The organism is Actinacidiphila yeochonensis CN732 (assembly GCF_000745345.1).
Lineage (GTDB): Bacteria > Actinomycetota > Actinomycetes > Streptomycetales > Streptomycetaceae > Actinacidiphila > Actinacidiphila yeochonensis.
On record NZ_JQNR01000005.1, the window covers coordinates 1,692,444 to 1,712,518 of the forward strand.

Annotated in this window: 19 protein-coding genes; 12 read left to right on the forward strand and 7 right to left on the reverse strand. The window is 74.2% G+C overall.

All coding sequences use genetic code 11. The features are described 5' to 3' along the window. Positions 1-314: 314 nt before the first annotated feature. Positions 315-1,352: an HAD family hydrolase gene (locus BS72_RS19015; protein ID WP_078901468.1), complete on the reverse strand. Its 1,038-nt coding sequence runs from the start codon at positions 1,350-1,352 to the stop codon at positions 315-317. Positions 1,353-1,547: 195 nt separating this feature from the next. On the opposite strand from BS72_RS19015, the gene BS72_RS19020 reads away from it, so the two are divergent. The 10 genes from BS72_RS19020 (at position 1,548) to BS72_RS19065 (ending at position 11,467) form a co-directional block, all read left to right on the forward strand. After that, entirely contained in the window at positions 1,548-1,835 is a 288-nt protein-coding gene (locus BS72_RS19020; RefSeq protein WP_232792464.1) for a glutaredoxin family protein, read from the forward strand. Between the two features lie 370 nt (positions 1,836-2,205). Next, positions 2,206-3,258: a 3'-5' exonuclease gene (locus tag BS72_RS38475; RefSeq protein ID WP_232792465.1), complete on the forward strand. Its 1,053-nt coding sequence runs from the start codon at positions 2,206-2,208 to the stop codon at positions 3,256-3,258. Between the two features lie 131 nt (positions 3,259-3,389). Beyond that, a complete protein-coding gene (locus BS72_RS19030) occupies positions 3,390-4,100 on the forward strand; it encodes a redox-sensing transcriptional repressor Rex (protein ID WP_037912105.1) in 711 nt (236 codons plus the stop codon). After that, positions 4,097-5,461 (forward strand): glutamyl-tRNA reductase, encoded by a 1,365-nt coding sequence (locus BS72_RS19035; protein WP_051951257.1) that lies wholly within the window; start codon positions 4,097-4,099, stop codon positions 5,459-5,461. Before BS72_RS19030 ends, BS72_RS19035 begins: the two co-directional genes overlap by 4 nt. After that, positions 5,458-6,438, forward strand: coding sequence for a hydroxymethylbilane synthase (gene hemC, locus BS72_RS19040; RefSeq protein ID WP_037912106.1), 981 nt, complete (start codon positions 5,458-5,460; stop codon positions 6,436-6,438). Before BS72_RS19035 ends, hemC begins: the two co-directional genes overlap by 4 nt. Next, a complete protein-coding gene (locus tag BS72_RS19045) occupies positions 6,435-8,075 on the forward strand; it encodes a bifunctional uroporphyrinogen-III C-methyltransferase/uroporphyrinogen-III synthase (protein WP_037912107.1) in 1,641 nt (546 codons plus the stop codon). Before hemC ends, BS72_RS19045 begins: the two co-directional genes overlap by 4 nt. A gap of 256 nt (positions 8,076-8,331) precedes the next feature. Next, positions 8,332-9,339 carry a dioxygenase family protein gene (locus BS72_RS19050; RefSeq protein WP_037912108.1) on the forward strand — a complete coding sequence of 336 codons (1,008 nt, stop codon included), beginning with the start codon at positions 8,332-8,334 and terminating at the stop codon, positions 9,337-9,339. Between the two features lie 236 nt (positions 9,340-9,575). Beyond that, positions 9,576-10,562: a porphobilinogen synthase gene (hemB, locus tag BS72_RS19055; RefSeq protein ID WP_037912109.1), complete on the forward strand. Its 987-nt coding sequence runs from the start codon at positions 9,576-9,578 to the stop codon at positions 10,560-10,562. Positions 10,563-10,623: 61 nt separating this feature from the next. Beyond that, entirely contained in the window at positions 10,624-11,175 is a 552-nt protein-coding gene (locus BS72_RS36610) for a hypothetical protein (RefSeq protein WP_037912110.1), read from the forward strand. A gap of 55 nt (positions 11,176-11,230) precedes the next feature. Continuing rightward, positions 11,231-11,467, forward strand: coding sequence for a DUF6011 domain-containing protein (locus tag BS72_RS19065; RefSeq protein WP_051951259.1), 237 nt, complete (start codon positions 11,231-11,233; stop codon positions 11,465-11,467). 43 nt (positions 11,468-11,510) lie between these two features. Here BS72_RS19065 and BS72_RS19070 read toward each other — a convergent pair whose 3' ends face one another. The 4 genes from BS72_RS19070 to BS72_RS19085 all read right to left on the reverse strand — a co-directional run bounded on the left by BS72_RS19070 (position 11,511) and on the right by BS72_RS19085 (position 15,796). Beyond that, positions 11,511-12,320 carry a maleylpyruvate isomerase family mycothiol-dependent enzyme gene (locus tag BS72_RS19070; RefSeq protein WP_037912112.1) on the reverse strand — a complete coding sequence of 270 codons (810 nt, stop codon included), beginning with the start codon at positions 12,318-12,320 and terminating at the stop codon, positions 11,511-11,513. 167 nt (positions 12,321-12,487) lie between these two features. Then, on the reverse strand, positions 12,488-13,429 hold the full coding sequence (locus BS72_RS19075; RefSeq protein WP_037912113.1) for an AraC family transcriptional regulator: 942 nt from the start codon (positions 13,427-13,429) through the stop codon (positions 12,488-12,490). Between the two features lie 205 nt (positions 13,430-13,634). Then, positions 13,635-14,543, reverse strand: coding sequence for a zinc-binding dehydrogenase (locus BS72_RS19080; RefSeq protein ID WP_037912114.1), 909 nt, complete (start codon positions 14,541-14,543; stop codon positions 13,635-13,637). Positions 14,544-15,034: 491 nt separating this feature from the next. Continuing rightward, positions 15,035-15,796, reverse strand: a complete 762-nt coding sequence (locus tag BS72_RS19085) for an SDR family oxidoreductase (protein ID WP_037912115.1) — start codon at positions 15,794-15,796, stop codon at positions 15,035-15,037. Between the two features lie 267 nt (positions 15,797-16,063). On the opposite strand from BS72_RS19085, the gene BS72_RS19090 reads away from it, so the two are divergent. Further along, positions 16,064-16,975 (forward strand): helix-turn-helix transcriptional regulator, encoded by a 912-nt coding sequence (locus BS72_RS19090; RefSeq protein WP_078901469.1) that lies wholly within the window; start codon positions 16,064-16,066, stop codon positions 16,973-16,975. 82 nt (positions 16,976-17,057) lie between these two features. Here the strand turns inward: BS72_RS19090 and BS72_RS19095 are convergent, their stop codons facing one another. Together BS72_RS19095 and BS72_RS19100 are read right to left on the reverse strand one after the other, a co-directional pair. Further along, on the reverse strand, positions 17,058-17,246 hold the full coding sequence (locus BS72_RS19095; protein ID WP_232792466.1) for a nuclear transport factor 2 family protein: 189 nt from the start codon (positions 17,244-17,246) through the stop codon (positions 17,058-17,060). A 17-nt stretch (positions 17,247-17,263) separates the two neighbouring features. After that, a complete protein-coding gene (locus BS72_RS19100; protein WP_051951261.1) occupies positions 17,264-18,193 on the reverse strand; it encodes a helix-turn-helix transcriptional regulator in 930 nt (309 codons plus the stop codon). Between the two features lie 356 nt (positions 18,194-18,549). Between BS72_RS19100 and BS72_RS19105 the strand changes: the two genes are divergently transcribed. After that, positions 18,550-20,004, forward strand: coding sequence for an MFS transporter (locus BS72_RS19105; protein WP_232792467.1), 1,455 nt, complete (start codon positions 18,550-18,552; stop codon positions 20,002-20,004). Positions 20,005-20,075: the final 71 nt, after the last annotated feature.

The window sequence follows — 20,075 nt, forward strand, 5'->3', positions numbered from 1 at the left end:
GGGCCGGACAAGGGGCCAGGGGTGGGCCAGGACGGGGGCCGAGCGGTCGGCGGCGGACGGCGGCGGACGGCGGCGGACGGCGGCGGACGGCGACGGGCGGCCGGGCGCGTGGACCTCGGCGGCCGGTGCGTTCACGGGCGGTCGGCGGGCCCACGGGCAGCCGGGCGGGTCGGTACGCGCGGTGCCGCCCGCCCCCACCCGCGCCCGGCCCGTACGCGAACCGCGTCCGCCCCGCGCCCCGGTCCGGATGCCGGGTCGGGCGCCGGGTCAGGTGTCGATCCAGGTGCCGGTCCAGGTCCCGGGTCGGGCGCCGTTCAGGCGGAGTTGCGGCGGCGGATGGCCAGTGCGGCCAGGACGCCGCCGGTGACCGCTCCGACGCCCACGGCGGCCGGGATGCCGACGCGGGCGGCCTTGCGGCCGGTGCGGTAGTCGCGCAGCCGCCAGCCCTCGGCCCGCGCGTGCCGGCGCAGCGCGGCGTCGGGGTTGATCGCGTAGGGGTGGCCGACCAGCGAGAGCATCGGGATGTCGTTGGCGGAGTCGCTGTAGGCGGCGCAGCGCGACAGGTCCAGGTCCTCCGCCATGGCGAGTGCCCGTACCGCCTCGGCCTTGGCCGGGCCGTGCAGCGGTTCGCCGACCAACCGCCCGGTGTAGACACCGTCCACGGACTCCGCGACGGTGCCGAGCGCGCCGGTCAGCCCGAGGCGGCGGGCGATGATCGCGGCGGTCTCGACGGGGGCGGCGGTCACCAGCCAGACCCGCTGGCCGGCGGCCAGGTGCGCCTGGGCCAGCGCGCGGGTGCCGGGCCAGATCTTGCCGGCCATGTACTCGTCGTAGATCTCCTCGCCGATCCCCGTCAGCTCCTCGACGCGGTGCCCCTTCACGATCGACAGCGCGCTGTCGCGGGCGTCGCGCATGTGCTCGGGGTCCTCGTTGCCGGCCATCCGGAAGTACGCCTGCTGCCAGGCGAACCGGAGCAGGTCGCGCTTGTCGAAGAACTTCCGCTTGTACAGGCCGCGTCCGAAGTGGAAGAGGGCGGCGCCCTGCATCACGGTGTTGTCGAGGTCGAAGAAGGCGGCGGCGCGCGGGTCGGCGGCGACCGGGAACTCGCCCGTGGCGTCGGCGCCGTGGAGACCCGCGGCGCTCTCCGCGGCCTCGGGCCCGGCGGGGCGCTCGCGGCCTTCGGGGCGCCGGGCCTGCTCGGCCTGCTCGGCGTGCGCGAGGTCCTCCGGGGCGTCGGCCCGGGCGCTGCTCCGGTCCGCTGCCAGCGCGGCCTCCGCGGCGGCCTCCCCGGCCAGCACGCTGCGCTCGGTCGGGGACTGCCTGCGAGGAGTGAGCCATCTCAGAGCGGCCATGTCTGCGAGCATAGCCACCGTGAGGGTCGAACCCGCTTCGAGCAGGACGCGGACGCGTGAACGGCAGGCACCGTGACGGTACGGGGACGGCCTCGGGAGGGGCCGCGGCGGCCCCGGTGCCTTCGGGCGCCGCCTGATCCCGGCCGATGGCATCCGATACGGTCCGACGCCGCCCGTTGGCGTCTAATGGCATGCATGGACACCTCGATGGACACCGCGTCGACCACCTCCGCGGGCGCGTCCGGCGCCCGGACCGTCACCCTCATCGGCAAGCCCGGCTGCCACCTGTGCGACGACGCGCGCACGGTGGTCACGAAGGTGGCCGCGGAGACCGGCGCGGCCGTGGCCGAACTCGACATCACCCAGGACACCGAGCTGTACGACCGGTACTGGGAGCAGATTCCGGTGGTCCTCGTCGACGGCGAGCAGCACACGTTCTGGCGGGTGGACGAGAAGCGGCTGCGCGCCGCCCTCACCGGCTGAGACCTTCCCGGGCCGCCCGGCCCGGCCCGGTCCCGCCCCGTTCCGTTTCGTCTCCGCCCCCCGCAGCCGTCCCCGCCGCCCCCGCCGCCACGTGCCGCCCCCGAACCGGCGGCCGGGCGGTCGCGCTGCCCGTGCTCTCCGCGCTCTCCCGCGCCTGCGGCTCCTGCGCCTCCCTGCCGGGCCTGCGGCTTCTGCGCCTCCTGTGCCTCCTGCGGCTTCTGGGATTTCCTGCGGCTCCCGAGCCGGCTGCTCACTCCCGCACCACCTGCGCCGCCTTCGGCGGGTTCGCTGCATTCGTTGCATTCGCCCACCATCAAGTACCATCGAGGGCGATTTGTCACCCGGGGGCGTGTGTGAGGAGAGTGGGCGCGTGCTACCCGGGCGGAGCCAGGCTGGGTACGGCTATGCCGTCGTGGACCTGGAGACGTCCGGATCGTCCTCGCGGCGGCACCGGGTGGTGGAGCTGGCGGTCGTGCTGCTCGACGCGCAGCTGCGTCCGGAGGGCGAGTTCGCGACGCTGGTCGACCCGCAGGGGCCGGTCGGCCCCACCCACATCCACGGCATCGAGCCCGGGCAGCTGGCCGGTGCGCCGCTCTTCTCCGGGATCGCCGTCTCCCTGCTGCGGCTGCTGGACGGCCGGGTCCTGGTGGGCCACAACGTCGGCTGCGACCGGGCGTTCCTGGTGGCCGAGTTCGCGCGGCTGGGCGTGGCGCTGCCGCCGGTGCCGGAGCTGTGCACGATGCGGTTGGCCGCCGGGGTCGGCGGCCAGCCCGCCGACGGCCTCTCCCTCGCCGCCTGCGCGGCCGCCGCCGGGCTGACCGACTGGAACCCGCACACCGCGCTCGGTGACGCCCGGGCCACCGCCGTCCTGCTCCGCCGCTACGCGCCGCGCGTGCCGGGGCTGTCCGAGCTGCTGACCGCCGCCGCCGCGCTGCGCGGGCCCGAGTTGCCCGGCCGGACCCATCCGGAACCGGACTCGGACTCGGACTCGGAACCGCACCCGCACCCGGGCGCGGGCCTGGAGGCGGACGTCACCGCGGACGTCGCCGCGGACGTCACCGCGAGCGTCGACGTGAACGCGCTGTGGGTGCGCCGCCCCCTCGTGTCCTCGGCTGCCAGGTCCGCGACCTCCGGCGCCGACGTCGACACGTCCGTCGACACGTCCGTCGACACGTTCGTCAACGCGTCCGTCAACGCACCCGCCGACCCCACCGTCAACGCCCCCGTCAACGCCCCCGCCGGCACGCGCACCGGAGCGCGTTCCGGGGCCTGCGGCGGTCCGCGCGCGTCCGCCTGCGGCGGCGTCCGCGCTGGTGGTGGCGGAAGTGGCCGCAACCAGGCCTTTGTTGGGCCGGCCGACTGCGCCGGGGGGAACGAACCGGAACGCGGAAGCGTGCCGGACGCCCGTAAGAGGCGCGCGTGATGCCCATCACTTCCGCCGGGCAAATCGGACACCATCTTTGTGCACGCGTTCACAAAGACATAGCCTGGCGTCCACGGGGCGGCTCCAAGGACCGTGGTCGCCCTCAGCCCAGCTCTACCCGCAGGAGCACCGTGGCAACTGGCCGATCACACAGACCGGCGACCCGTAGCCGAGGAATTCCCGAAGCCACCGTCGCCCGGCTTCCGCTGTACCTGCGGGCACTGACGGCGCTCTCCGAGCGCTCGGTGCCCACCGTCTCCTCCGAGGAGCTGGCGGCAGCCGCGGGGGTGAACTCCGCGAAGCTCCGCAAGGACTTCTCCTACCTCGGCTCCTACGGCACCCGAGGTGTCGGTTACGACGTGGAGTACCTCGTGTACCAGATCAGCCGGGAACTGGGGCTCACCCAGGACTGGCCGGTCGTCATCGTCGGTATCGGCAACCTGGGCGCCGCGCTGGCCAACTACGGCGGCTTCGCCTCGCGCGGCTTCCGCATCGCCGCGCTCCTGGACGCCGACACGGCGCTGGCCGGCCGCCTCGTGGCGGGCCTGCCGGTGCGGCACATCGACGAGCTGGAAGCGATCGTCCGGGACAACCACGTCTCGATCGGCGTGATCGCCACCCCCGCCGGTGCCGCGCAGGAGGTCACCGACCGGCTGGTCGCCGCCGGTGTCACCTCCATCCTCAACTTCGCGCCCACCGTCCTGTCGGTGCCCGACGGCGTGGACGTGCGCAAGGTCGACCTCTCCATCGAGCTCCAGATCCTTGCCTTCCACGAGCAGCGGAAGGCCGGCGAGGAGCGCCAGGACCCGGGCGGCGACGTGGCCGCCGTGATGCCGGCATGAGCCTTCTCGTCGTCGGGCTGAGCCACCGCACCGCCCCGGTGAGCGTGCTGGAGCGCGCCGCCGTGCCGGAGCCGGCCCGGGCCAAGCTGCTCCAGGCGGCGCTGGCCGCCGAGCCGGCCTCCGAGGCCGTGGTGCTGGCGACCTGCAACCGCATAGAGCTGTACGCCGACGTGGACAAGTTCCACGCGGGCGTCGCCGAACTGTCCACGCTGCTGGCCGAGTACGGCGGTTCGTCCCTGGAGGAGCTGACCCCGCACCTGTACGTCCACTACGAGGACCGCGCCGTGCACCATCTGCTGACGGTGGCGTGCGGGCTGGACTCGATGGTGGTCGGCGAGGGCCAGATCCTCGGGCAGATCAAGGACGCGCTGGCGCTCGGCCAGGAGCTGCACACCGCCGGGCGGCTGCTCAACGACCTCTTCCAGCAGGCCCTGCGGGTCGGCAAGCGGGCGCACTCGGAGACCGGCATCGACCGGGCCGGGCAGTCGCTGGTCACGTTCGGTCTCGACCAGTTCACTCCGGTGTCCGGCCCGCCGGCCGGCCGCCGCGCGCTGGTGGTGGGCGCCGGTTCCATGTCCTCGCTGGCCGCGGCGACGCTGGCCCGTGCCGGGGTGCGCGAGCTGGTCATCGCCAACCGGACGGTGGCGCGGGCCGAGCGGCTCGCCGCCTCACTGGCCGAACTGGGCGCCGACGCCCGCGCGATCACCATGGACGACGTCGCCAAGGAGCTTCCCGAGGCCGACCTGGTGGTGTCCTGCACGGGCGCCACCGGCCTGGTGCTCGGCGTCGAGGACGTGCGCGCCGCCGTGGCGCGCCGGGCGCAGCGCCGGCCGCGGACGCCGCTGGCGGTGCTGGACCTGGCGATGCCGCGCGACGTGGACGCGGAGGTGCACCAGCTCGCGGGCGTGCACTTCGTGGACATCGAGGCGCTGGCCGCGGCCTCCGCCGACGCGCCGATGGCCGCCGACGTGGACCGGGTGCGGGCGATCGTCACCGAGGAGGTGGCGGCGTTCGGCGCGGCCCAGCGGGCGGCCCGGATCACCCCCACCGTGGTGGCGCTGCGGGCGATGGCCGCCGATGTCGTGGCGGGCGAACTCGCCCGGCTCGACGGTAGGCTTCCGGACCTGGACGACAAGCAGCGCGCGGAGGTCACGCAGACCGTGCGGCGGGTCGTCGACAAGCTCCTGCACGCCCCCACCGTGCGGGTCAAGCAGCTGGCCGGCGAGCCCGGCGGGGCCGGGTACGCCGACGCGCTGCGGGAACTCTTCGACCTCGACCCGCAGGCGGTCGCCGCCGTCAGCCGGGCGGACTCCGCGGGCGCCACGCCGCCCGCAGCACAAGCGAATCGAGAGCGGGCATGACCACCCCCAGCCGAAACGACACCGCACGCGGGCCCCTGCGCCTGGGCACCCGCCGTAGCCAACTGGCCATGGCGCAGTCCGGGATGGTGGCCGAGATGGTGCGCGAGGTCACCGGGCGCGACGTCGAGCTGGTGGAGATCACCACGTTCGGCGACGTCTCCCGGGAGGCGCTGGCGCGGATCGGCGGCACCGGCGTGTTCGTCTCCGCGCTGCGCGACGCCCTGCTGGCCGGCGAGATCGACCTGGCCGTGCACAGCCTGAAGGACCTGCCGACGGCAGCCCCCGAGGGGCTGGTGCTGGCCGCGATCCCACCGCGGGCCGACCCGCGTGACGCCCTCGTGGCGCGCGACGGGCTGCGCTTCGCGGAGCTGCCGGCCGGTGCGAAGGTCGGCACCGGCTCGCCGCGCCGGATGGCGCAGCTGAACGCGTGGGCACGGGCACACGATCTGCACATCGAGACCGTGCCGATCCGTGGCAACGTTGACACGCGGATCGGGTACGTTACGTCGGGCACGCTCGACGCGGTCGTGCTGGCCGCCGCAGGGCTCCAGCGCATCGGCCGGCTCACCGAGGCGAGCGAGCTGATCGACGCCGACGTGTGCCTGCCCGCCCCTGGTCAGGGGGCACTTGCCGTGGAATGCGCCGGCTCCGACCCGGAGTTGGCCGCGCAGCTCGCCGAGCTGGACGACCCGTTCACCCGGGCCGCCGTGACCGCTGAGCGATCCCTGCTCGCCGCCCTTGAGGCCGGCTGCTCCGCCCCTGTGGGGGCGCTGGCCGACCTGATGGCCGACGGGCAGACTTCCGAGCTGCGCCTGCGCGGCGTCGTCGGCACGACCGACGGCACCTCGCTGGTGCAGATGTCCACCACCGGTCCCGTACCGGCGTCGGACGACGAGGCGCGAGCCCTGGGCCGCGAACTCGCCGCGTCGATGCTCGCCAAGGGTGCGGCCGGTCTTATGGGGGAGCACACACTTTGAACCCCGCCGCCGTCGCAACGACCGAACCCGCCGGCACCGCGGCAGGAGCCGCCGCCGGCCACGTCACCTTCCTCGGGGCAGGCCCCGGCGATCCCGGACTGCTGACCCTGCGGGCCGTCGAGGCACTGGGCCTCGCCGATGTCCTGGTCGGCGACAGCCAGGTGCTCGACGTCGTCCGCAGGCATGCCCGCGCTGACGTGGGCACGGCCGAACCCACCGCAGACGCCGAGGCGTTGGACCTCGTCGCTGCTGCCTCACAGCTTGTCATGGCGTCCGCGCGGACCGGCAAGCGGGTGGTGCGTGCGGTGTCCGGCGACCCCGTCCTGGACGCCGGCGCCGCCGAGGAGATGCTCGCCTGCGCCCACGCGGGCATCCCCTTCGAGGTGGTGCCGGGCGTCTCCGCCGCCCTGGGCGTGCCCGCGTACGCCGGCGTCCCGCTCAGCGGCGACGTCCGGTACGTGGACGCGGCCACCGCCGGCGGCCGGTGCTGGAACGAGGCCGCTGGCAGCGACTCCACGCTGGTCGTCGCCACCACGCTGCAGACCGTCGCCGCCGTGGCCGGCGAGCTGGTCTCGAACGGGCGCAAGCCCGACACCGCGCTCACCGTCACGGTGGCCGGTACGACGACCCGGCAGCGCACCTGGAGCGCCACGCTGGCCACGATCGGCGCGGAGCTGAAGGCCACCAAGGCGCTGCCGACGCCCGAGGGCCCGATCGCGGCGATAGCCGTCGTCGGCGAGCGCACCACGCAGCGCGAGCACCTGTCGTGGTTCGAGACGAAGCAGCTCTTCGGGTGGCGGGTGCTGGTGCCGCGTACCAAGGAGCAGGCGGCGTCGCTCTCGGACCAGCTGCGCTCCTACGGCGCGGTGCCGCACGAGGTGCCGACCATCGCCGTCGAGCCGCCGCGTACCCCGCAGCAGATGGAGCGGGCGGTCAAGGGCCTGGTCACCGGCCGGTACGAGTGGATCGCCTTCACCTCGGTGAACGCGGTCAAGGCGGTGCGGGAGAAGTTCGAGGAGTACGGCCTGGACGCGCGGGCGTTCGCCGGGATCAAGGTCGCCGCGGTCGGCGAGCAGACCTCGCGGGCGCTGGTCGAGTTCGGTGTGAAGCCGGACCTGGTGCCCAGCGGCGAGCAGTCCGCGGCCGGGCTGCTGGAGGACTGGCCGCCGTACGACCCGGTCTTCGACCCGATCGACCGGGTGTTCCTGCCGCGCGCCGACATCGCCACCGAGACGCTGGTGGCCGGCCTGGTCGAGCTGGGCTGGGAGGTCGACGACGTCACCGCCTACAGGACGGTGCGCGCGTCGCCGCCGCCGGCGGAGACCCGTGAGGCGATCAAGGGCGGCGGCTTCGACGCGGTGCTCTTCACCTCCTCGTCGACCGTCCGGAACCTGGTCGGGATCGCGGGCAAGCCGCACAACGTGACGGTGATCGCCTGCATCGGCCCGGCGACGGCGAAGACGGCGGAGGAGCACGGGCTGCGCGTCGACGTCATGTCGCCGGAGCCGTCCGTGCACGCGCTGGCGCAGGCGCTGGCCGACTTCGGGCAGGCCCGCCGCGAGGCGGCGGAGGCCGCGGGCGACCCCGTCACCCGGCCCAGCGAGCGCCGCCCCGGCGCCCGTCGGCGCCGCGTCTGACGCCCGCCCGGCCCCGGGCACGGCTCCTGGCACGGCTCCTGGCACGCGAGACGGCGGCTCCCCCATCCCGGGGAGCCGCCGTCTCGTCGTCGGCGGGGGCCGTGCGCGCCGCCGACGGGGAGGGTGCGCGCCGACGGGCGGTGCGGACGGGCGCCGGCCGGGCGGCCGGGCGGCCGGGGGAGAGGACCGTGGGCTGACGGGCAACTGACGGGTGGTTCACATCACTCTCACAGCACGCGCCCCTAGCGTCCCGCGCATGACGAACACACCTCAGGACGAGCCCGACAACGCGGCCGTCTCCCGTCTCGTCCCGCGTCGCCGCATGCTCGCGCTCGGCGGCGCCGGTGCCGTGGCCCTCACCGGGATCGGCACCGCCGCGCACGCCGCAGAGGGCGGCTCGTCCCGCTCGTCCGGCTCCCCGGGTTCCGACACGCTCAGCGCCGCGAGGGCCGCCGCCGCGGCCGACAGCGCGCGGATGCGGCTGACCACCGAGCAGATCGAGGGCCCCTACTACATCGACTACGAGCTCTTCCGGAAGAACGTCGTCGAGGACCGCACCGGCATCCCGCTGCTGCTGGTGCTGCGCGCCCTGGACGCCACCACGGGCCGCCCCATCCGGAACTCGGCCGTCGAGATCTGGCACTGCGACGCCTCCGGCGTCTACTCCGGCTACACCCAGACCGGCAACGGCAACGGCGGCGGCCCGCCCACCGGAACCCCGCCCACCGGCCAGCCCACGGGCACCCCGCCCACCGACCCGCCGACCGGTCCGCCGCCGGGCGGCGGGGGCGGGGGCCACGTCACGCCGACCGACGACCTCACGTGGCTGCGCGGCATCCAGATGACCGACCACGAGGGCTTCGTCACCTTCCGGACGGTCCTCCCCGGCTGGTACAGCGGCCGCGCCGTCCACGTGCACACGAAGGTCCACACGGGCGGCACCCGCACCTCGGAGGGCTACACCGGCGGGCACACCTGCCACACCGGCCAGTTCTACTTCGAGGAGGCGGCGGTGCTGGCGAGCGCCGCCGTCGCCCCGTACTCGGCGAACACCGTCACCCGGGTCACCCTCGACCAGGACTCGATCTACCCGCAGACGGGTACGCCGGGCGGGCTGCTGCGGCTCGTCTACGACCACCGGCACATCGGGCACGGCGTCGTCGGCTACATCACCATGGGCGTCGACCCCTCGGCCACCAACGACGGAGAGGACGCCCCCGGCGGCGGCCCCGAGCCCAGCGCCTCCCCCTCCCCGAGCGCCTGACGCGTTCCCCGCGGCTCCCCGGTCCGGGCGCCCGGACCGGGGAGCCGGGGAGCCGAGAGAGGAGCCGGAGAGCCGCGGGAACAGCCCCGCTGGAGCCGACGAGAGGGCGCCGGGAAGGAGTTGGCCCTTTTCGAAGGTGCGGGCTCTCCGCGCACCGACGTACCGTCGGGAAAAGCACTGCTCAGCCGGGCGTACCGTGGAATCGTCCCGCGACATCCCACAGGAGGGCGCACCCCATGACCGGCCGGTACGGCGAATTCCCGGGCGCGCGCCCACGGCGCCTGCGCACCACCCCCGCGATGCGTCGCCTCGTCGCCGAGACCCGCCTCGACCCCGCGGAGCTGATCCTCCCGGTGTTCGTGCGCGAGGGCATCTCCGAGCCCGTCGCGATCGGCTCGATGCCGGGTGTCTTCCAGCACACCCGGGACTCCCTCCGCAAGGCCGCCGTGGAGGCGGCCGAGGCCGGCGTCGGCGGCCTGATGCTCTTCGGCGTGCCCGAGCACAAGGACGCGGTCGGCAGTGCCGGCACCGACCCGGACGGCATCCTCCAGCAGGGCATCCGCGACGTCGTCTCCGAGGTCGGCGACGCCCTCGTCGTCATGTCGGACCTGTGCCTGGACGAGAACACCGACCACGGCCACTGCGGCGTCCTGGACGACCAGGGCCGGGTGGACAACGACGCCACCCTGGAGCGCTACGCCGAGATGGCGCGGGTCCAGGCCGACGCGGGCGTCCACGTGGTGGGCCCGTCGGGCATGATGGACGGCCAGGTCGGCGTCATCCGGGACGCGCTCGACGAGATCGGCCGCCAGGACGTGGCGATCCTCGCCTACACCGCGAAGTACGCCTCCGCCTTCTACGGCCCCTTCCGCGAGGCGGTCAACTCCTCCCTCAAGGGCGACCGCAAGACCTACCAGCAGGACCCGGCCAACCTCCGCGAGTCGATGCGCGAGCTCGCGCTGGACCTCGCCGAGGGCGCCGACATGGTCATGGTCAAGCCCGCGCTGCCCTACCTGGACGTGCTCAGCAAGGTCGCCGACGCCGTCGACGTGCCGGTGGCCGCGTACCAGATCTCCGGCGAGTACGCGATGGTCGAGGCCGCCGCCGCCAACGGCTGGATCGACCGCGAGCGTGCGATCCTGGAGACGCTGACGTCCATCCGCCGGGCGGGAGCGAACATGATCCTCACGTACTGGGCCACGGAGATCGCCCCGCACCTGTGAACCGGGGGCGGTGCGGCGGCAGCGGGTGTGAGGGCGCGACTGCGAACGGAGAGTGAGCGGCATGAGCCGGGGGATACCCGCGTGGGCCGTGGTGAGCGGGCTCACGGTCGGGGCGATGGTCGTGGTGGGCGGCCTCGCCGTCTCCGCCAGCGGTTCGGCGGGCAAGCCGACGGCGGCCCCGCCCGCCCCCAAGCACACCGCCGCCACCCACCCGCACACCCAGGCCCCGCCGCCGCCCGTGCCCGCGAACTCCGGCGACGGCAAGCGCGAGGTCTACTCGCTCTCCCAGCAGCGGGTGTGGGTCGTGCCGCCGAACAACGGCGCGGTGTCGACGTTCACCGTCGTCCCCGGCACCGTCCCGGCGCAGCCGGGGACGTACTACGTGAAGAAGCAACCGGCGCAGATGGTCGGCGGCGACGGCCGGAAGATCGAGCACGTGGTGTACTTCGAGTACACCGCCGAGACCTGGGTGGCGTTCTCCGCGCAGGTCGACGGAAAGGTCGACAAGCCGGACCCGTCGCTGCACACCGGCGCGGTCCGCGGCACCCGCGCGGACATCGCGAAGATCTGGAACAACACGGTCAACGGCTCGACCGTCGTCGTCGTGAAGTAGCGGCGGGCCGGCCGGCGCGCGGCGCGGAGCCCCCGGGTCGGCGCACACTGGCTCCATGACGCCGACCGACGCCCCCCTGCCTGGTCTCGCCACCGACGAGGAACTCGCCGCGGGGCGGCGGGTCGTCCGCTGCGGCATGTGCGGGCGGCCGCTCACCGGGAGGGACGCGCGGCTGCGCGGCCTGGGGGAGGGCTGCCGGCACAAGCTCGGGGGCGACGCGGCGGTGCGTCGCCCCGCGAGGTTCGACGTGGAGCAGGACGGACTGTGGCCGGGTGAGCCCGGGGACGGCTGATCGGGGGCTGGGCCCGCCGGGGAGCGGCGCCGTCCCGTCCGCTCTACTCCGGGTCCCACTCCACGAGCAGGTCGAGGATGCCCCGGTCGCCGTCCAGCTCCAGGGAGTCCAGCGCATCGCGGCCGTACATGACCAGGAGCAGGTCGACGGCCGTGCCCCGGGCGGAGACGTCGGGCGTGTCCAGGTCCCCGGCGGCGACGGTGCCGGTGCCGGGCAGGGCGTCGGGTGCGGGGAGGTGGGCGACGCGGGCGCCGTCGGCGGAGAGTCGGAGGCGCCAGGAGCGGCCCTCGGCGGCGTGGAAGTCGGCGACGGCGGGCTTGTGCGGCCAGGCGGTCGTCGTCGTGCAGCAGGTGGAGAGGAACTCGTCGACCCCGTCGAGGGCCACCTCGTCCGGCACCGGCTGCGGTGCGCCCACGGCGAGTTGGGCGTCGTAGGTGTGCACCGCGATCTCCTGGAGCTGGTGCCGGGCGACGGCACCGGAGGTCTGCGGCGACTGCGACCGGCCCCACCACGTCCAGCACCGGCGCTCCGGGCCGGCCTCCCGCAGCGCGTCCAGCATCTCCCGCGTCGACTCGGCCAACCACGCCACCAGGACGTCGCGTTCCCCGACCTCGGTCGGGGCGGCGTCCGACGCGGACCTGATCCGCGAGGTGGCGGCGGGCCCGGCGGCGACGGTGGCGGCCCAGGAACGGCGCCCCTCGCCGATGTGCCGCACGAGATCCAGCAGCGTCCACTCGGGGCAGGTCGGCACCCGCACGTCGAGGCTGGGCGCGGAGGCGACCGCGGCACGGAAGGCGGCCGACCGTTCGTCGATCAGCCGCAGCAGATCGGGGAATTCAGGAGTCTTCTGCACCCCGGGTGTCTACCACCGTCCTCCTACGCCCGGACAGCGGTTTTCCGAGCCGCGCCGAGGCGGGTGGCGGGCAGGGCGCGCACGGGCGCGCACGGGCAGGCACAGCAGGCACGGCAGGCAGGACGAGCACGGCAGGCGGGACGGGCGGGATCGGGCGGGATCCGCGGTCAGCCGCGCACCCGGGAGCGGTAGGCGCCCGGCGCCATGCCCCGGGCGCGGCGGAAGGCGCGGCTGAACGCGTGCGGGGAGGCGTATCCGACCGCGCCGGATATCGACTCGACCGGCTCGTCGGTGTCGCGGAGCCGGACGGACGCCAGGTCGATCCGCCACTGCGTCACGTACGCGCCGGGCGTCTGGCCGAGGGCGGACCGGAAGTGCCGGGAGAGCGTCGCCCGGGACACGCTCGTCGCGGCGGCCAGCGTCTCCGTGGTCCAGGGGCGTTCGGGCTGGGCGTGGACGCGGGCCAGGGCGTCGCGCACGACCGGGTCGCGCATCGCGCCCAGCCACGAGCCGGACCGCTCCTCCGGGTGGCGGGCCAGCCAGGCGCGGACGAACTGGACGAGGAGGAGGTCCACGATGCTGTTGACGGCGGCGGTGGTGCCGATCTGCGGCTCCGCGAGCTCCGCCGTGAGGAGTTCGACGGTCCTCCTGAGCTGCGCGTTCTCCCCGGCCGCGACGTGCATCGGCCGGGCGAGGGAGGTGAGCACGGGGGTACTCACCTCCGGGTCCTGCTCGTAGTGCAGGACGATCACTTCGGTCTCCGTCGCGGCCTCCGCCGCCGTCCCCGACGGGGCCGAGCCCAGCTGGAGGGCGGTGCCGGCGGTGAGGGCCCGGGCCGCGGCCTCCATGTCGCAGTGGCCCATCGTCACGCTGGAGCTGCCCGCTATCCCGTGCGCGGTGCCCGGCGACAGCAGGACGGCGCCGCCGGCCCGCACCTCCAGGGGCTTCTCACCCGTGACGTGGAGCCACATGGTGCCGCGGGACACCACGTGCAGCGCCGCTCCCGGATAGGAGTCCAGCCACTGGCCCCAGGACCCTCCGGCCCTCACCACGACCCCGAGCGCCCCTCGCGCCCCGGACACACGCAAGGCTTCCGCGAGCACGTCCATGGCTCCATTCTCGTCCACCGCCGCGGACCGCGACGGGCCGGGCGGGGGGACGTCGTCCCCGTTCGGCGGGGGGACGTCATCCCCCTTCGACGGGGGACGACGCCCGCGTTCGACGGCGGGGCGTCGTCCCCGTTCCCGTCCAGGACTCGCGGTAGGTCAGGACACGTCGGCTCCCGGAACGTCAGGACACGTCGGTTCCGGAAGGTCAGGACACGTCGAGAACGATCTTTCCGTGCACCCTCCGGTCGAACAGCGCCTGGACGGCGTCGTCCACGTCCTTCCAGTCGCCTCGCCGTCCGACCGGGGCCGAGAGCTTCCCGGCGGCCACGAGGCCCAGCAGATCGGTCAACTCCGCGCTGGGCGGCGTCATGTCGCCGTAGGTGGCGATGGAGCGGGGCTCGCCGAAGCCGAACAGGGCCCCCGCGGGGAACGTGGTGTCCTCGCCCGAGGTCAGGCCGACCAGGTGGATGGTGCCGCCCTCGGCGAGGGACGTCCACACCCGGGTCGTCAGCGCTCCGCCGACCGTGTCCAGGACGAGGTCGAACCGGTCCTCGGTCTCGTCCAGGTCGGTCAGGACCTCGTCGGCCCCGAGCTCGCGGAGTCCGGCGGCCCGGGCCGGCGAACCGACGAGCGCCGTCACCCGGGCGCCCGCCAACGCCGCCAGCTGGACGGCGAAGTGGCCCACGCCGCCGCTGGCGCCGGTGATCAGGACCTTGCGCCCCAGCACGGAACGCTTGCGCAGCACCCGGAGGGCGGTGACCCCGGCGACGCCCAGCGCGGCGCCGTCGGCCAGCTCCACGCCCTCGGGTACGGTGCCGAGCCAGCCGGAGCCGACCGCCACCCGCTCCGCCCACGCGTAGGGGGCCATCCCCAGCGCGACGCGCGCGCCTTCACGCGGCCCCGAGCCGTCGGCCGCGGCGCGCACCACGACGCCGGACGCGTCGTGGCCGTGTATCGCGCCCTCCGGCCACTGCTGCGCGTACCTCAACTCGCCGAAGTTGAGGCCGATGTGACGGATCTCCACCAATGTCTCGCCGGCCGCCGGAACGGGCTCGTCGACGTCCTCGAACCGAACGGGTCCGGCGTCGCTGTGGTTGACCACAAGGGCACGCATAGGGTGTGCTTCCTTCGCTCATGGATGCGCCTGAACACTCGGCGCGGCAGCTCGTCGAGTGCGCGATCGCCGCGCCGCTGCCCTCTTGAAACCCTACGCACGCGCAGGTCGGCGACCAGTCCCGGAAGAATCAATCAGTTGACGATCTGTGTCAGCCGCCCGGACGCACGGGTGTGCGCCTTCCTGCCTTCCTGTCATGGCGGCCCTACCGGGAGCGGGGGCCTGATATCAGTTGATGACATCGTCGTCGCGCTGACGGCAGAGACCGTCACCGTCTGACGTCTGCGTCAGCGGCTGCGTCGCGCGTCACGCACATGCATCGCCCATCACGCGTCGCCGTCGCCGTCGCCGTCGCCCATCGCCTGTCGGTCATCGGGACGCGGTGGCCAGGAAACGAAGCGACCGCGCCCGTCGCAGCCGTTCGGTGACGGCTGCGACCAGCGCGGTCGCTTCGTGGTGGGTCGGCGGCTCGTCGGCTGTCCGCGGCGGTGTCAGCCCTCGCGGCCGGGGAGCATGCTCAGGGCCCGGGAGCGCTGCGCGACCAGCTCGTCGTAGGTGCCGTCGCGCTCGGCCCAGCGCAGCCGGAGGGCCGCCTTGACGACGACCTCGCGGGGGGTGGGCTCCTGGGAGAGCAGCTCCATGACCTCGGTGGCGTAGTCGGCGAGCGGCAGCGCGCTCGGGTTCACCTTCTCCTGGCCGGCCGTGGCGACGGCCGGGGGGACCAGTTCGACGACGCCGACGCCGGTCCCGTCGAGCTGCGCGCGCAGCGACTCGGAGTAGGCGTGCACCGCGGCCTTGGAGGCGGCGTAGGTGGGCATCGGGGGGAACGGCAGGAAGGCGATGCCGGAGGTGACGGTGACGATGGTGCCGGCGCCGCGGCCGACCAGGTGCGGGGTGAAGGCGTCGATGACCCGGATGGTGCCCACCAGGTTGGTCTCGATCGTCGTCGCCGCCGCCTCGAAGTGCGCGGGGTCGCGCAGGTCCTCCAGGAGCATGACGCCCGACATGGTCACCACGGTGTCCAGCTCGGGGAACCGGGCGAGTACGGCGTCGCGGGCGGCGGCCACGGAGGCGCCGTCGGTCACGTCGACGCTGACGGTGCCGAAGCCCTCCGCGGCGAGTTCCGCGAGTGCCTCGGGGCTGCGGCCGCCGACGGCCACCGTGCTGCCCGCCGCGGCGAACCGGCGGGCCAGCTCCCGCCCGATCCCCGAGGTGCCGCCGACGATGAGAACGGTGCGGTTGGAGAGGTCCACGATCTTGTTCCTTCGGTTCGAAGCGCCGACGGCGCCGACGGGCGTTCGGGTACGCGGTGCCGTTCGGCGATGCCCGCTGTCCTGCCCGGACAGCCGTAGGCAAGCCTTGACGAGATCCGCCGCGCGTGGCAGGGCCCCCGTTCTCCCTGGTCCTGGCAGGGCCCCCTCTGGGACGCGCGCACGGCGTTACGCTGCGGATATGGGTTCCGGAGTGAAGGACTCGGCGTGAAGGACTCGGCGTGAGGGATTCGGCGTGAGGGATTCGGCGTGAAGGACGAGGAGTCGGACAACCGGCTCGGCGGCTACCTGCGGGCCCGGCGCGAGCTGGTCTCGCCGGAGCGGGCGGGGCTCCCGCCGGGCGGCAACCGCCGGGTGCCGGGCCTGCGCCGCGAGGAGGTCGCCCTGCTCGCCGGGATCAGCCCCGACTACTACCTGCGCCTGGAGCGGGGCCGCGACAGGAACCCCTCACCTCAGGTCCTCGAAGCACTGGCGCGCGTTCTCCAGCTGGACGAGGTCGAGCAGGCGTACCTCCTCGGCCTCACCTCGGCGCGTCCCAGGACGCCGCGCCGCAAGCGGCCCGAGCACGTGCCGGCCCGGGTGCACCAGCTGCTCGCGCACCTCCAGATCCCGGCGTTCGTCGAAGGCCGCGCCTTCGACGTCCTGGCCTCCAACCCCATGGCCGTCGCGCTCTCCCCGCGGCTGCGGCCCGGCCACAACCGGCTGCGGTCCCTGCTCCTCGACCCCGAGGAGCAGTCCTTCCAGCACGACTGGGCGAAGGCCACCGCCGACTTCGTCGCCGCTCTCCGCACCACCGTCGGAGAGGACACCGACGACCCCCGGTTCGTCGAACTCGTCGGCGAACTCGCCCTGTCCAGCCAGCGGTTCCGCACCCTGTGGGCCCGGCACGACGTCCGCACCCTCGACGGGGGCACCACCACGGTCCACCACCCCGTCGTCGGGGAACTGCGGCTGCACCGCGACAAGCTCCCCGTGGACGACGTCATCCTCGTCGTCTACTACCCCGACAAGGACAGCGACAGCGACGAGAAGCTGCGACTGCTCGCCGCGTTCTCGCAGCCCCAGCCCCAGCCCCAGCCCCAGCCGCAGCCGCAGCCGCAGACCCAGCCGCAGTCCGCCGACGCGGAACACCCCGGGCCGGCAGACCCCCCGCGCCCGTAGCCGCGTGGTCACGTAGACGCGCGTGCGCCGGGTCCTGGTTGTTCAGGGGCCCCGGGCCGCGGGGCCCTGAACGCCCCTCCTCTCAGGCGGCGTTGAACGCTTCGCTGACGGTCAGGGTGTCCTCGTACAGGTACATGCGGACGATCCGGTCGTCCTCGACCGCCAGGTGCATGGCCACCGGGGTGGTGAACTCCTTCCCGGTGGGCGCGGCGGTGTGCGTGAAGACCGCCAGCAGTACGACGTCGCCGCCGTCGACGGTCCGGTGCGCCACGGTTCGACCGGCCCGGGTCAGCTCCCCTCGGTCCTCGTCCGAGGGTGGAAGGTCCGAGGGTGGAGGGTCCGAGGGCGGAAGGCGGGCGCCGATGGTGAGGCGGTGAAGCTGCCGAGGAAGTTCAGGGCCTCCTCGGCCGGACTTCCGGGTGGGGCCGTGTAGATCACGAGGAGGTGGTGAGCGGCGCCGGGGACCTGGAACGTCTCGTAGGCGAGGGTGACGTCTCCGACGGCGGGGTGCCGGAAGCGCTTGGTTCCGTGGGTCTTCTCGTGAACGTGATGGCCGGCCCACAGCGTGCGGAAGGTCTCGCTGCCCAGCGACAGTTCGCCGACGAGGCGGACGAGTTCCGGGTCGTGCGGGCGGCGTCCGGCGGCCATGCGCAGGATGCCGACCGTGGTGCGGGCGGCCTCGTCCCAGTCGAGGTGGATCCGGCGCGCGTCCGGGTCGAGGAAGATCCGGCGGGCCATGTTCCGCTCCCGTGGCGCGAGCTGCGGGAAGTCGGCGATCAGCACGGCTGCCAGGTGGTTCCAGGCCAGGACGTCGTTGCGGTCGTTCATGATCACGGCGGGGGTGGTGGGGATGGCCGTGACGACCTGCCGCAGGGCGGAGCGCAGCACGTCGCCGCGTACGGCGGGCGCTGTCGGTGTGCCGGCACGGCGGGGTGGCCGCGCCAGGTCGTACAGGTGGGCGCGCTCCGCGGACCCCAGCCTCAGCGCCCTGCTGAGTGCGTCGAGGACCTCGTCGGAGGGGTGGCCGGCGCGCCCCTGCTCCAGGCGTACGTAGTAGTCGGTGCTGAGCCCCACCAGTTCCGCGACCTCTTCGCGGCGCAGACCGGGGACGCGGCGGCGGCCGGTCGGCGGCAGGCCCACGTCCCCCGGTGACACCAGGGCCCGCCGGGCCCGGAGGTAGTCCCCGAGGCTGCTGGCGATCACGCTCGTACCGGACATACGTTCCAGTATGGCGGGCGCCGCCAGGGCGCGGCGCTCGCAAGGTGGCCCTGTCGGACCCAGGGAACCGCGGTCTCTTCATGCGCTGATGGCCTTGGCAGACGATCGAGGGCATGTCCGATCCCTCCCGTCCTTCCCGCCCCTCCCGTCTCTCCACTCCCGCCGGTCCTTCCGCTCCCGCCGGTCCTTCCGGTCCCGCCGCTCCCGCCGGTCCTTCAGCTCCCGTCGGCGTCGACGGCTCACGTCGACCCGATCCGCATCGCACCGGCGGCGCGAGCGGCCACGCGGCCTCTCCGTCGCACGGACCGGCCCGCACCCCGCCCGGGGACGTCGGCGGGCGCGGCTACCGGCCCGCGGTGGTCGCGGTCGCGTCCGCCAGCATGATGCTGCCGTTCTCGGTGACCGGGGCCGCGATGGCCCTGCCGAGCATGGCGGTCCACCTGGGCTCCTCGGTCGGCACCGCGCAGTGGATGCTGAACGCCTTCAACATCACCTTCGCCGCCCTGCCGCTCGCGGCCGGCGGCATCGCGGACCGGTTCGGCAGGCGCCGTGTGCTGCTGACCGGCATCGCCCTGGTCGGCGCGCTGTCCGTGGTGATCGCGCTGGCTCCTTCGATGGCCGTGGTCGACGTGGCCAGGACGATCCAGGGGTGCGGGGCAGCGGCCATTCTGGCCTCGGGAGCGGCGGTGCTGGCCCACTCCACCTCCGGGCGGCGCCGGCGGCTGGCCTTCGGAATCCTGGGTGCCTCCTTCGGCACGGGCCTGGCGATCGGGCCGCTGGTCGCCGGGGTCCTGGTCGAAACGGCCGGCTGGCGTTCGGTGTTCCTCCTGGTCGCGGCCATGTCCCTGCCCGCCTGGCTGTGCGCGTCCCGGGCTCCGGAATCCCGCAACCCCGACCAGCCTGCTCTCGACATCGCCGGACTGGTCACCTTCACCGCCGGGCTGGCCTGCCTGTCCTTCGCCTTCGTGCGGGCCGGAGCCGCGGGCTGGAGCGCGCCGGGCACCCTGCTGCCGCTCGCCGCCGCCGTGGCGCTGGTCGCCCTGTTCGCCGTGGTGGAGAGCCGCCTGGCCGGCCGCGCGATGGTCGACGTCCGCCTGTTCCGCAGGCCCGAGTTCGTCGCGGTGGTCTGCCAGCCCTTCACGGTCACCCTCGGATTCGTCGTCCTGCTGGTCTACCTGCCCGCCTACCTCCAGGGTGTCGCGGGCCGAACGGTCCTGGCCAGCGGCCTGCTCCTGCTGCCCATGACCGCCCCGGTCCTGCTCCTGCCGCTCGCCGCGGGCCACTTGGCCGCACGCACCTCCCTGCGTACGGTCCTGACGGGCGCCTCCGCGCTGATCGTGGCCGGAGCCGTGCTCCTGGCGACCCTGCACAGCGACGGATCATGGCTCGCGCTGGCCGTTCCCCTGCTGCCCTTCGGTGCCGGAGTCGGCCTGGCGTTCGGGGTCATGGACAACGCGGCCGTCAGTACCGTCCCGGTCGAGAACGCCGGAACCGCGGCAGGCATCTTCAACACCATGCGCATCACCGGCGAGTCCGTCGCCGTCTCCGGCGCCGCGGCACTGCTCACCACGCTCACCGCCGGCCGGCTGAACGGCAGCGGCCTCCCCTCCGCATCAGCCACCCGGATCGCCGGGCAGGCCGTCCAAGGCCAAGTGGCCGAGGCGCAACGCACGGCCCTGACCCAGGGGTTCACCAGCGCGTTCCACACGCTCGGCCTCGTCCTCGCGGCCCTGTCCGCGCTCGGCGCGGTCCTCACCTACCTGGCGCTCGCCCCCCACCGAGCCGTCGCCCGCCGCCGGTTCGGCGCATAGAGGCGTGCCTCCTTGAGGCCCCACGAACGGGAAGGGGCGGGGGGACGGGTCGGGCTCCTCGACGGTCAGCG